This window comes from Marivirga tractuosa DSM 4126, assembly GCF_000183425.1.
Taxonomy (GTDB): domain Bacteria; phylum Bacteroidota; class Bacteroidia; order Cytophagales; family Cyclobacteriaceae; genus Marivirga; species Marivirga tractuosa.
The window spans coordinates 277206-290865 of record NC_014759.1 but is presented as its reverse complement, the minus strand read 5'-3'; the positions used below and the strand labels follow the sequence as shown (position 1 = coordinate 290865).

Below are 13660 nucleotides of genomic sequence, written 5' to 3'. Positions count from 1 at the left end.
CAATTTGAAACAATAATAAATTTAAAATCCTTAAGCCGCTAATAATTTAAAGAGAAATCTCAAAAAAAATATGCAACAATCCATAGCCGATATCAGAAAAGAATACTCTGCACTAAGCCTAAAAGCTTCAGAAGTAGATGCAAACCCAGTTGATCAGTTTTTAAGCTGGTTTGATATGGCCATTAATGCGGAAATAATGGAGCCTAACGCCATGACCGTATCTACTATAGATGGGAATAAGCCTTCTTCCAGAATAGTACTGTTAAAGGGCGTGGAGAATGAAGAGTTTGTGTTTTATACTAACTATAATAGTTCTAAGGGTCAGCAAATGGCAAATTCTCCTTTGGTTTCTTTGAATTTCTTTTGGCCTGAGCTTGAAAGACAAGTGCGGATTGAGGGGAAGGTAAGAAAAGTAGATGAAGCCACAAGCGATGCGTATTTTGAAAGTCGCCCAAGAGCAAGCCAAATAGGTGCATGGGTTTCTCCACAAAGTGAAGTGATCCAAAGCAGGAAAGTGTTGGAAGAAAGGTTAGAAGAAATTGAATTAAAATTTAAAGATAAAGAAGTAGATCGACCACCTCATTGGGGTGGATATGCTGTAAAACCCAATATGATTGAGTTCTGGCAAGGCAGGCCGAGCAGGTTACATGATAGAATTCGATATACTTTTTCAAAAACTAATAATTGGATGATTGAAAGATTGGCTCCTTGATGTCTAATATTTATTTCGAGCGATATGCTTACCCAAATCGTTCTATAAAAGAACCTATTAAAAGCAGCACTTTTGTAAGTGTAGTAATCCCCATTTATAAAGAAGAAAATGTATTACCAACTTTAAAATCATTGGCTGCATGTGAAAAGACACAACACCCCGTTGAAATAATTTTCGTAATAAATCATCCTGAAAATGCTGATCAATTCATAAAAGAGCAAAGCCAAAAAACAATAGAAGAAATTGAAGGTTTTATCCAAAAGAATCCTTCTGAATTAACTTTTCATATCATTAAGGCTTTTGATTTGCCAGCTAAAAAGGCTGGAGTGGGTTTAGCCAGAAAAATAGGAATGGATGAAGCTGCTTTTAGATTAAATTCCATTAATCAAGATGGAGTAATACTCTGTTTTGATGCAGATAGCCAATGTCAGCCCAATTACCTTAAAGAAATAGAAAGCCATTTTTTAAATAATCCAAAAACTAATGGTGCTTCCATTCACTATGAACACCCATTAAATTTAGATAATGGTGCTTTAAATGAAGCTATCATTTTATATGAGCTACATTTAAGGTATTACATCCAAGCATTAAAATTTACAGGATATCCATTTGCATTTCATACCATTGGTTCCAGCATGGCTGTGCGTTCTTCGGTTTATCAAAAACAAGGAGGAATGAATCAAAGAAAGGCGGGTGAAGATTTTTATTTTCTTCACAAAATTATTCCTTTGGGTAATTTCCATACTATCACTAACACAAAAGTGATTCCCTCAGCTAGGATATCCGACAGAGTGCCTTTTGGAACCGGCAGAGCAATGCAGGAACATCAGAATCAATCTAAAGACTTAAACCTAAGTTACGATTTTGCAAGCTTTATACTGATTAAGAAGTTTTTAGAAAAAATTGAAGATGATAACTTCATTGAAAATATTCCACCTGTAGTAATCGAGTTTTTAAAAGAAACTAAATTATTGAACGAGTTGGAAAAAATCAATTCTAAATCTAAGAATAAACAACATTTTAAAGAACGCTTTTTTGAATGGTTCAATGGCTTTAAAATGCTCAAATTGGTTCATTATTTAAGGGATAATTACTTTCCTGAAAAGGAATTAGTCAATCAGTCCAGTGAATTATTGAAAGAGGTGGATTTGCATAAAAGCAAAGAAAAAACTGCTTTGGAATTGCTTGAGATTTATCGGGAATTGGATTCTGAGAGCTGATAGATAATTGAAACAGTGTTTTTAATATATTAAGATATCCTTTTGCGGGTAGATCCGTGCGTCATTACTGTGCAGACAGGAATCTATTGATTTTAATCTTTGATTAAAATACCCAAATTATAGGAAATACATCTTGATGATTGAATTAACTAATCACTCTTTTTTTAATTCGATAATTTAAACTTTGTTTCAAGAGAACAAGATACCTGCCTGCGCATGGATGACGCTCCTTTCTTGCTTAGTAGGTTATTTGTATTTACATCAGGGAAATACAATATTCCAACTATGCTTTCCATTCCCTCTGAAGGATAACTCTGGAACTGCTCCATTAGCCATGAGACGGTGCCAACCGTCAAACCGCAGCACAGAAAATTCGTAATTCAAAAATTCTTAATTCTTAATTAAATCAAACCATTCAAATCCTTCACTCCCAAATACCTCTCTACCGTAAAGCCCTCTGCATAATCCACCCCTATGATTTGTCCAAATTCCATTGCTCTGGCTTCAATCATTTTCATAAATCTCGGACTTGAAATATAGGTTTCAGGCTCATTTGAATCTTGCTTGTAAAACTGAGAATCAAAAGCTTTAATAGATTTCATCTTTTTTTGCCATTGATCACTCACATCCACTACAAAATCGGGGATAATAGGCAAACTTTGTATATAGTGATATACTTTACTAGGCCTATAGGCTGTTTGAGCTTTACCATTATCATCAACAGTCTCAAATTTCTTTAAACCAGCTAAAAACACTGATTCAGAAATTAATTCAGATGCTCTTGCATGGTCTGGATGCCTATCAGAAACAGCATTTGCCAATATAATATCCGGCTGATACTGCCTGATTTTCTTCACTATTTCTTTTTGATGTGGTAAGTCATTTTTAAAAAAAGCATCCTCAAAACCAAGGTTTTCACGAATTTTCAACCCTAGAACATCTGCACTAGCTGCAGCTTCCTCCAGCCTTATCTTAGGAGTTCCGCGAGTCCCCATCTCTCCTTCCGTCAGATCGATTATCCCCACATTCTCTCCCATTTCAGCATGCTTGGCCAATGTACCGGCACAAGACAATTCAATATCATCAGGATGAGCTGCAAAAGCTAAAATATTTAATTTCATATTATATAGAGGTAAAAATCTTATCTAATTACAATTACATAAGATGTATAAACATTAAAATTTAATTAAAAAAAGAATGTCTTAAAAGTAAAAGATTCTTTACTTACAACCTTTTAACATAGTTCAAATGTTAAAGTTTATAAATAACATCTACCTTTAAGACATTCAAATACTTCTTAAGCTTTTTCAGCTACTTCCTCTTGTTCTTCTAATTCATCTTCTTTTTCAGCCAAAAATCTTTCAGCATCTAGAGCAGCCATGCAGCCAGTTCCTGCGGCTGTTACGGCTTGACGATAAATGAAGTCCTGAGCATCTCCCGAAGCAAAAACACCTTCTACTTTCGTCTTAGTACTTCCTGGTTTAGTGATGATATATCCCGCATCATTTAGTTCCAAGAAATCTTTAAAAATTTCTGTATTTGGTTTATGACCAATTGCTACAAAGAAACCAGTTGCTTTTATTTCTGTTTTCTCACCCGTTACATTATTTACCACTCTAACACCTTCAACTTCATCTTTACCTAAAACTTCTTCAGTTTCGGTATTCCACAAGATCTCTATATTTTTCGCCTTTTCTACACGTCTTTGCATGATCTTAGAAGCTCTCATTTCGTCTCTTCTTACAATCATGGTTACTTTATTACAAATATTGGATAAGTAGGTAGCTTCTTCTGCTGCAGTATCTCCTGCTCCTACTACAACAACGTCTTGTCCTTTGTAAAAGAAACCATCACAAACGGCACAAGCAGAAACGCCCATTCCATTTAATCTTTGCTCTGACTCAAGTCCTAACCATTTAGCAGATGCTCCTGTAGAAATAATTACTGCATTAGCTGTTATTTCATGCTTATCATCAATAATCACTTTATGCGGATATCCACTAAAATCCACTTTGGTTGCCAAACCGAATCTCACGTCTGTTCCGAATCTCTCCGCTTGCTTTTGGAAATCAACCATCATCTGCGGCCCGTTAATTCCATCAGGATAGCCGGGATAATTTTCAACATCATTGGTAATGGTCAATTGACCACCAGGCTGTCCGCCTTGGTACATTACTGGATTCAAACCAGCCCTGGCTGCATAAATAGCTGCTGTATAACCTGCTGGTCCTGAACCTATAATTAAAACATTTACTTTTTCTTCTGTCATAACGCTCAATAATTTCTTAAATAATGTTACGGTCTTCTGCTAAAACAGATGTGAATTTAATTAATTAAATAAAAAAAGGTCTTCTTCAAGACCTTTTTATGTATCATTTGTTACGCAAATCTTATCCTAAGTAAGGCTTTAATGCTTTACTTCTGGAAGTATGTCTAAGCCTTCTGATGGCTTTTTCCTTAATTTGACGCACTCTTTCTCTTGTTAAATTGAACTTCTCTCCTATCTCTTCAAGGGTCATTGAATGCTCACCATTTAATCCAAAGTAAAGCGTGATGACATCAGCTTCTCTTTGAGTTAAAGTAGACAATGCTCTTTGTACCTCTCTTCTTAATGAATCATTCATTAATTCATCGTCAGGAGACTCTTCACCATCATTTTCCAATACGTCCAATAAACTATTTTCTTCACCTTGAACGAAAGGCGCATCCATTGATACGTGACGGCCAGAGATTTTCATGGTATCTACCACTTCATTAGAAGTAACCTCTAAAACTTCAGCTAACTCATCCGGAGATGGTTCTCTTTCAAACTTTTGCTCCAATGTAGAGAAGGTTTTAGATATCTTATTCAAAGACCCTACTCTGTTCAATGGAAGACGTACAATACGTGATTGTTCCGCCAATGCTTGCAATATGGACTGTCTGATCCACCATACTGCATAAGAAATGAATTTAAAACCCCTTGTTTCGTCAAATCTTTGTGCTGCCTTGATCAAACCTAAGTTTCCTTCATTAATCAAGTCTCCTAAGGATAAACCTTGATTCTGATATTGTTTGGCCACAGACACTACGAAACGCAAATTGGCTTTAGTCAATTTTTCAAGTGCAAGTTGATCACCTTGTTTGATCCGAACGGCTAGATCTACTTCTTCATCCGGAGTCAACAAATCTACTTTACCTATTTCTTGTAAATATTTATCGAGGGATTGACTCTCCCGATTGGTGATTTGCTTGCTAATCTTGAGCTGTCTCATTAATTATTATTAGGTTTAAATTTAAACGAACTCTTAACATAGAGAAGGAACCAAACAGTTCCTTCTCTACATCAAAAATGTGAATATTTCAGTAAAAATGAAATTATTTCTCTTCTTTTTCAGGTTTAGGCAATAATACCTTCCTTGATAATCTTAACTTTCCAGTCTTTTTATCAATATCGATCAACTTCACTTTAACCTCTTCTCCTATCTCTAAAATACCTTCCAAGTTATCGATTTTCTCATGTTTGATTTCAGAGATATGTAATAGACCATCCTTACCAGGCATAATTTCAACAAATGCACCGTAAGGCTGTATAGCTTTAACGATTCCGTCATAAACTTCACCAACCTCTGGCTTAGCTACAATTCCTTTGATCCATTTTACTGCTTGATCCAAAGATTCTTTATTTACAGCAAAAACATTGATTTTACCGCCTTTTTCAGTTTCTTCAATCACGACAGTAGCACCAGTAGTTTTTTGAATCTCCTGAACTACTTTACCACCAGGGCCGATTACCGCACCGATCATTTCTCTATCAATTTCGATATTAACAACTCTAGGAGCATTTGGTTTATAATCTTCTCTAGGAGCAGCAATGGTTTTCGACATCTCATTTCTGATATGGTCACGACCAGCCTTAGCTTGATTCAATGCTTCCATCATCAATTCAGAAGAAAGACCATCAACTTTAATATCCATTTGACAAGCTGTGATACCTTTTTCAGTACCCGTAACTTTGAAGTCCATATCACCAATATGATCTTCATCTCCTAAGATATCAGAAAGAATAGCATATTTACCAGTCTCTGGATCTGAGATTAATCCCATTGCAATACCTGAAACTGGGGCTTTAATTGGAATACCAGCATCCATTAAAGCTAATGAACCTGCACAAACGGTAGCCATGGAAGACGAACCATTTGACTCTAAGATATCAGATACTACACGGATAGTATATGGTAATTCATCAGGAGTAGGTAAAATCTGCTTTAAAGCTCTTAAAGCCAAATTACCATGTCCAACTTCTCTTCTTCCTGGACCTCTATTGGGTCTTGCTTCTCCAGTTGAGAAAGCAGGGAAGTTATAATGTAAAATAAATTTGTTGTATCCAGAGTGAACTGCACCATCTACCATCTGCTCATCAAGTTTAGTACCCAAGGTAACAGTAGTCAAGGATTGCGTTTCCCCTCTTGTAAAGACCGCAGAACCATGTGCTGATGGTAAATAATCGATCTCACTCCAAATTGGTCTGATCTCATCAAGTTTTCGACCATCAAGTCTGCTACGCGTTTCCAAAGTAGCATTTCGAACTGCTTTTTTCTGAGCAGCACTTAAATAACTTTTGGCTAATGATAGGCTAATTTCAGTATCTTCTGGCAAAGAATCGATGTAGCCATCTTTAATTTCTGAAAATAAACGTGCTCTTTCAGCTTTATCTGCTAATCCTTTAGCTGCAATATCAAAGAACTGCTGATAGTACTTATCAAAAATTTCTTTTTCCAATTCGGCATCTGGTTCTTCTTCGTGATTATACTCACGCTTTTCAGTTTTGCCAGCATCTTTTGCTAAATCTAACTGCGCTTGGCATTGTAACTTAATTGATTCGTGAGCGAAATTAATCGCTTCAACCATTTCCTGCTCAGAAATTTCTTTTAATTCACCTTCAACCATCATGATATTATCGATGGTGGCCGCCACAATCATATCAATATCAGATTCTTCTAGCTGCTTTGAATTTGGGTTAATGATCATTTCACCATTTACACGTCCCACTCTAACTTCAGAAATAGGCCCAGCAAAAGGGATATCCGATGCAGTAAGTGCTGCAGATGCTGCTAAAGCAGCTAAGGCATCTGGTAAATCATTTTCTTCTAATGAAAATAACTGAATCATCACTTGCGTTTCAGCATGATAATCAGATGGGAATAGAGGACGTAAAGCTCTATCCACTAATCGGGAAGTTAATACCTCATAATCAGAAAGTTTCCCTTCTCTTTTCAAAAATCCACCAGGTATTTTTCCTGATGAAGCAAATTTTTCTTGGTAATCTACCGACATTGGAAGGAAATCAACTCCTTCTCTAGCTTCTTTGTTAGAAACAACTGTAGCAAGCAAAATGGTATCCCCCATTCTTACTTCTACTGATCCGTCTGCTTGTTTTGCTAATTTTCCTGTTTCTATGCTAATTTCTCTTCCATCAGGTAGGTTGAAAGTTTTTTTGATTGCATTTGGTATAGCCATAAATAAATTTTTTACTGTTTTCTCGTCTTGTTGTTAATTTTTCCGCATTTGCTATACACGTCCTATAAAAGATGTGGTATTTGTAATGAGGTGATTATAATGGAAAAAGGGAACCCAGAAGATTCCCTTTTATAATGAAAAGTATTTTACTTTCTTAATCCTAATTCAGCAATAATTGCTCTGTATCTGTCAATTTCATTATCATGAAGATAATCTAACAATCTTCTTCTTTTACCTACAAGTTTCAAAAGACCAGTTCTAGATGAGTGATCTTTTTTGTTTACTTTTAGATGCTGCGTTAAATGATTGATTCGGAAGGTGAAAAGCGCAATTTGAGATTCTGCCGAACCTGTATCATTTTCTGCTTTTGACCGACCATGATTTTTGAACAGCTCTTTTTTCTTTTCTGTGTCTAAATACATAGTTAGCGTTTATTAAATTATTTTAAGGCGCAAATATACGGATAAATTTTTGTGAACAAAAAAACTGTTTATTTTTCCTTTCTAAAGAACTTAAAAATTTTAGCTATCTTAACTGCATAATAATCAGTCTCAAATAATCTGGAATCATTTCTAGCTTGTCTCAGAAAAAACAAGCCAAAGGGAAGTAAAACAAAATTAGAAGCCCAAACTGCCCAGAAATTACTAATATCTCCTGCCCTTCCTAATTTTATTCCAGTGGTATTAATAACATAGGAAACTATAAAGAAAAGAATCGAAACAATTACTGGAAATCCTAACCCACCTTTTTTGATAATTGCTCCTAATGGAGCTCCAATCAAAAACATTACTATACAAGCAACAGCCTGCGACAATTTCGAATTAGCTTCAATCGAATATACATTGATTTCAAATTTCCGATTCTCTATTCTTCTATTTTCTCCTTTCAATCTGTTTTTAGCAAATCTAGGTTTGTCTACTAGATTTGAAGGTGTTCTCCTAGTTATGCTGTTAAAAGCGCTGTCAGCTCTATCAATTAAATTTTGGTCATACTCGACAATACTTTCCCTATCCAATTTTTTAGGAGTATTCTTTAAAGTACGCTGATCATCATATTTAGATAATTGATCAGGAGTTTTAATTGCCTTACTAGTTTTTAGATTTTTCTCTTTAACTGCCTCTTCGTTTTTCTGAGCAAGAACTTCACTTTCTTCTTTACTGGAATCAAGCTTTGAAATGCTGGCAGTATCTGCTTTCATTTTTTCCAAGTAAACCACTGATGGTGGTTTTACCTCTTCAGTATCATCCATATGCAGATTGAAAAACCTAGGTGTATATCGATAAATTGTTTGTTTTGAATCGATTATGTCATTACGCATTGAATCAACATCATTGCGCAATTCATTTTCATTTTTCATTAGCCTGTTAGATGAAAACAGTTCCTTGTCAGTTCTTTCCATCTCAAAGGATGCTAAGCTGAATACTACTTTATTATGCTTAAATATATTTCTGACGTAATTTGAAGGCTCCTGTGGTTTATTTGCTTCTTCTTCAGTATAACTTTTACCATCAAAAAGCTCCATCACCAAATATTTATCACCTAAAATCGTATACATCAAAGCAGAATCTGCTAGGATAATTTCTGTGTTTCCCTTACGATCCGAATGATTATAGATGATTAGATCACCTAAAGATTTATCATCATCATATTTTTTATTTGCTTTTATGCTATAACCTGGTATACCGCCATAAAAAGCACCTTCCTTTATATCTATAGATGGTTTTTTCTGCTTAATATCATACAGTAGGCTGTAAGCTTCTAAATTAGCTTTGGGAACAATGAAATTATTAGAATAATATACAACAGCACTTAAGCAAACCACAAATACAAAAAGTGGGCGGAGCACCCTTACTAAAGATATACCGGCACTTTTAATAGCGGTTAATTCGAAATGCTCCCCAAGATTCCCAAATGTCATGAGTGATGACAGCAATACGGCTAGCGGAAAAGCAATGGGCGTCATATTAATACTGAAATAGGCTATTAATTCGGCAAACACACTAAAACCCAAGTCTTTGCCCACAAAATCATCAAAGTACTTAAGCATGTACTGGGTTAACAGTATAAATACAACTACAAAGAAGGTGATCAAAAAAGGACCAATAAATGACCTTAATATTAATTTATCTATTTTTTTCATTCAAATGAAACTGAATTGAAATGCTAAAATTTATTTTTCTTGCTATCTAAACTGCAAATAAACAAGAATTATGCTAAAGAATTAAATTATATGGATTGTAAAATTAAATCATAATCAAAATTGACATCGAACACTGATTATCAATTACTTAAAATATTAAAAAAGATTGTGATAACCTCTAGGGAATACATGAACTATGCTGATGCAAAAATATATTCCTTAAAAATTAATACCATAAACCACCAGTATCCTGTGCATGGAATGCTTTATTACTTCCGAATTGATATAATCTTGACCAGCTTGACTTGATGTCCATTCCCTCACGGTTGAGGTCTGTTGAAATCTGTAGCTTATTTGAAAAACAGAGGACAATTTTTTAAACAAAACAAATTCTTGCTCAATACCCCCACTACACATAAATCCAGGTTTTCCATAATCATATTCAATCGAGGCTGGTACATTAAATGCTAAACCAGATTGAATAAATATTTTGGCATGATTTTCATCAGGAATTGGATTATACGCTATATGAACATAAGCCGGAATTAGATTAAAGAAGTCTTCATCTTCATAATTTACCCCTACACCGAAGTCAATCTTTTTCCAATTGGCATATGTCAAGAATTGTAAACCCGGTTTTAAAGAAAGATCATTTGTTCTTTTTCCTGCTGAAACACTAACAGAAATTCGCTTATGAAGTGACATGCCGCGGCTGATATCCGTTAAGGAGTCTGCCTTATCAAATTGAGCATAACTATCAAAGCACACTAAAATGGTAAGTATTGAAATAAATATAAATAGAACTTTAGTTCTCTGCATCAGGCTCTTCGATCAAAATACTGCTAATCAACTTAATTTCCTCTAAATTTGAATAATCATACTGATGTAGCCCTTGCTCACTAATCATCATTAACACGTTCCCCAACGGAATAACATCAATAGGATTGATATTACGGTATTGTTTGATAAGATTATTTGATATTTGATTCACGTTCTCCGCATCGTATATTTTTAATCCGGCTTGTCCATCGCAAATGAACAAAGTATTACCATCAATTCCTAAACCGTGTGGATTGTACATTGGGTACTCTTTCACAAGTGTTGGGGATTGTAAATTAGAAATATCAACCACTTCTAGCTGATTAGAAAAACCTTGGCATTGAGTACCAGATCTTAAAGTAACAAAAGCATAATTACCTTGTACAACAACGGGATCACAACTGTTGATATGTTGATATTTACTTATCAATTCAGGATTGGAAGGTTCAGCATTATCATAAATGTACATGCCATCATTAGCTCCTATAAATAACTTATCCCCATAAGGAAAAAGAGTTTCTATTCCCCACCCAACTCTTATTTTACTATGCAGTGCGGGCATTTCAACATTAGAAATATTGGCAAGAATTACATTGTCATTATCTATTCCATATAAGTAATTATCATAAATAGTGAATGTGGCCATTGAGCCACCAGTTCCAGCACCCGAACTAGCTGCATTTCCTGAAACTCTCGCTGCAGATACATCTGAAAATGCATACAAGCCATCTATCACCCTTCCATCATATCCATAGGCATTACTGCAATCTACCTCTGTAATAGTCCTCTCCTCAACAAACTTCCAATCTACCACAACCTGTCTTTCATTTTGGTAAAAAGAAGATGCATAATAGTTGTAATTCATGAATACCTCTTCCAATCGATCAATTTCACGGATATTGTTCGGATTACTAATATCAAAGCTCAATAAATCCATATAACTATTAGCATAAAGAACATGATCTTTTGCAGCTAAACTAAAATTTCCAGGTATATTGATGAATGCTATTTTCTGTGGATTGGAAGGATCTCGATTGTCTATTACATGAATCCCCTTCTCTATTTCATTTAGGTATAGATATCCGTCTTTAAAATAGATTTTACCTAAATTATTGATCGGTCTTGGTTCATTAACCTCAACTGATTCTCTAATTACTTCTACTGTCTCAAATATAGGCTGGTATAGATAATAAACACTTTCTTTTTCGCATTGATCCTCACAACTGCTCAAAAATGTGATGCTCGAAAAAAGCATAAAATAAAATAACGGAAGCTTGATAGTCTTTTTCATGTCCTTAACATCTTAAAATATAGTCAGTTAATAGACACCACTTTGAAGTCAACAGTTGTAATACTCAGCAAAAATCACTTTGACTCAATAACTTCCTCCTTCATAAAGGCCCAGCTACTGTCCCGTACCCCTATCCAGTCTTTTGAACGTAAACTCGAAGCAATAACATGGTTGCCAGTATTTGGAAATGCTATTGATTTTTTATTTTCCGTTCCCAATTGCTCAAACATAGTATTCATAGCTGAAACAGAAACTACTTCATCTTGATTATCTTCATCCTTATAGTAATACGCCATAAATACCGGACACTTTACTTCCTTAAAAACAGCTGGTTTCATACTTTCTTTTATCATGCTAAATAGTGAGAAATATGCATCCAAGTGATAATATTCAGACCAGTAGGCAGCAATTGAATCAGGTCTATTTTCATGGTTTATATCCCCACCCATCACAATATTGGTTAAAGACTCTCCCCATGGGCCTAACACTAGTTTCTCAATGGAAGGATCTTTCAAAGCAATATATGGTGAGTACAAAATCAAGGCATCAATTAAACTAGGAAATTTAGCTGCCAACCAAATGGCTTGTGCTGCACCTGTAGAAGTGCCTATTACAATAACTTTTTCACCTAACTGCTGGCCAATAGCAAGAGCCTCAGTGGCGGATGCCATGTAGGAATCAGCAGTTATACCCTTAAAAGCTACCTTTGAAGATAAACCGTGGCCTTGCTGTCTAGCTAAAAACATATTAGCTTTTAAACTATCTGCCAAATGCTTATGAACTGGATGACCTTCTTGCTGACTAGCCCCAAAACCGTGAAGATATACGACAACATATTCAGTAGTATTAAATTTTGTGTCATGCCAAATTATCTGGGCTTGATTATTGGGCTTAATATCCTTATGCTTATTTTCTTTTTCTTTTAGCCAGCTCTCAATCGTAAGAATATCAGCAGGGATTTCGGGCAATGTATTTGAAAAAACTGGGGTTCCTATTTTAGGACCTACGAAATAAATAATAACTAAACTTAGAATACTAATTAACAATCCAATCAATATTTTTTTGAAGATTTTCATGAACTCAGTTTAGTTACTTTTAAAATAATTACCTAAAATTAATGCTCCTCCAGCTAGTGCAATATCCTTTAACAAAGAACTAGAGGCTAATTGATCTCCTTCTAAAGCCATAGGAAAATGCACAAATAGTGCAAAAACCAGCAACATGAGTGCAAGAAGATTTGATATCAATTGAACTTGTTTTTTTATTAAAATACTAATTCCTGCTGCAATCAAAGCAGCCCCTGTTAAATAAACCCAGAAGGTTTGTCCTGGAATAAAAGAGGGTACCACATTTTGTAAAGTCCTTGTATTTACAAAATGAAATACCCCGAATATTACCATAGGAATGGAATAAAGAAATCTTCCGATGTTTGCGATAAGGTTCATTTTAATTTTAATTGATTAAAACCAACCCAATATAAAAAAAATTATCCTCTTATCTTATCTAATGCATTATTAACTGCAGCAGCATCTTCTTCTGTTAAGACCACATCTTCATTGTGAAAACTTAGAAGCTCTGGCTCAATTTCTTTTAATAGTTTCTGACCTGCTGTAGTGATTACTACATCAACTTGCCTTCTATCATACATGCAGGTTGAACGTTCAGCCCAGCCTTTTTCTACTAATTTATCAACTAAGCGGGAAGCATTTGACATTTTATCCAACATCCGCTCCTGAATCGAGGAAACGGTTAAGGGATCAGGAAATTGACCTCTTAAGATTCTCAATACATTATATTGGGGGGAAGTTAACTTATGCCTTTTAAAAATTTTATGCTGCACCGACCCAATCCAATTAGCAGTATAAATAACATTTAAAATCGCCTTTTGCCTCTCGGTTTCAAACTTCGACTGCTTAATTTCTTCTTCTAATTTCATTTTATTATTCTTTTAAGATCAAAATATGTTAGATAAACATTAC

The 13660-nt window shown here is 34.9% G+C and carries 13 protein-coding genes; 2 read left to right on the top strand and 11 right to left on the bottom strand.

The window, feature by feature from the left end:
* The first annotated feature begins 70 nt into the window (after nt 1–70).
* The gene (pdxH, locus tag FTRAC_RS01125) at nt 71–712 is read left to right on the top strand and encodes a pyridoxamine 5'-phosphate oxidase (RefSeq protein ID WP_013452382.1); all 642 of its coding nucleotides are present in this window, start codon (nt 71–73) and stop codon (nt 710–712) included.
* A complete protein-coding gene (locus FTRAC_RS01120) occupies nt 712–1932 on the top strand; it encodes a glycosyltransferase (protein WP_013452381.1) in 1221 nt (406 codons plus the stop codon). Before pdxH ends, FTRAC_RS01120 begins: the two co-directional genes overlap by 1 nt.
* Before the next feature lie 401 nt (nt 1933–2333).
* On the opposite strand, the gene bshB1 is transcribed toward FTRAC_RS01120, so the two are convergent.
* The 11 genes from bshB1 to FTRAC_RS01065 form a co-directional block, all read right to left on the bottom strand.
* Nucleotides 2334–3053, bottom strand: a complete 720-nt coding sequence (gene bshB1, locus FTRAC_RS01115; RefSeq protein ID WP_013452380.1) for a bacillithiol biosynthesis deacetylase BshB1 — start codon at nt 3051–3053, stop codon at nt 2334–2336.
* A gap of 176 nt (nt 3054–3229) precedes the next feature.
* The gene (gene trxB, locus FTRAC_RS01110) at nt 3230–4201 is read right to left on the bottom strand and encodes a thioredoxin-disulfide reductase (RefSeq protein WP_013452379.1); all 972 of its coding nucleotides are present in this window, start codon (nt 4199–4201) and stop codon (nt 3230–3232) included.
* A gap of 121 nt (nt 4202–4322) precedes the next feature.
* Complete coding sequence (locus FTRAC_RS01105) at nt 4323–5186, bottom strand: sigma-70 family RNA polymerase sigma factor (protein WP_013452378.1); 864 nt, start codon at nt 5184–5186, stop codon at nt 4323–4325.
* A gap of 103 nt (nt 5187–5289) precedes the next feature.
* Nucleotides 5290–7431 (bottom strand): polyribonucleotide nucleotidyltransferase, encoded by a 2142-nt coding sequence (gene pnp, locus FTRAC_RS01100; protein ID WP_013452377.1) that lies wholly within the window; start codon nt 7429–7431, stop codon nt 5290–5292.
* Nucleotides 7432–7577: 146 nt separating this feature from the next.
* Nucleotides 7578–7853, bottom strand: coding sequence for a 30S ribosomal protein S15 (rpsO, locus tag FTRAC_RS01095; RefSeq protein ID WP_013452376.1), 276 nt, complete (start codon nt 7851–7853; stop codon nt 7578–7580).
* Nucleotides 7854–7921: 68 nt separating this feature from the next.
* Nucleotides 7922–9571 (bottom strand): LptF/LptG family permease, encoded by a 1650-nt coding sequence (locus FTRAC_RS01090; RefSeq protein ID WP_013452375.1) that lies wholly within the window; start codon nt 9569–9571, stop codon nt 7922–7924.
* A gap of 219 nt (nt 9572–9790) precedes the next feature.
* Nucleotides 9791–10390 (bottom strand): hypothetical protein, encoded by a 600-nt coding sequence (locus tag FTRAC_RS01085; RefSeq protein WP_013452374.1) that lies wholly within the window; start codon nt 10388–10390, stop codon nt 9791–9793.
* Nucleotides 10377–11681 (bottom strand): LVIVD repeat-containing protein, encoded by a 1305-nt coding sequence (locus tag FTRAC_RS01080; protein ID WP_013452373.1) that lies wholly within the window; start codon nt 11679–11681, stop codon nt 10377–10379. Before FTRAC_RS01080 ends, FTRAC_RS01085 begins: the two co-directional genes overlap by 14 nt.
* A gap of 74 nt (nt 11682–11755) precedes the next feature.
* Nucleotides 11756–12757, bottom strand: coding sequence for an alpha/beta hydrolase (locus FTRAC_RS01075; protein WP_013452372.1), 1002 nt, complete (start codon nt 12755–12757; stop codon nt 11756–11758).
* Nucleotides 12758–12766: 9 nt separating this feature from the next.
* Nucleotides 12767–13126, bottom strand: a complete 360-nt coding sequence (locus tag FTRAC_RS01070) for a DoxX family protein (protein WP_013452371.1) — start codon at nt 13124–13126, stop codon at nt 12767–12769.
* Nucleotides 13127–13167: 41 nt separating this feature from the next.
* Nucleotides 13168–13617, bottom strand: a complete 450-nt coding sequence (locus tag FTRAC_RS01065; RefSeq protein WP_013452370.1) for a MarR family winged helix-turn-helix transcriptional regulator — start codon at nt 13615–13617, stop codon at nt 13168–13170.
* Between the last annotated feature and the right edge of the window lie 43 nt (nt 13618–13660).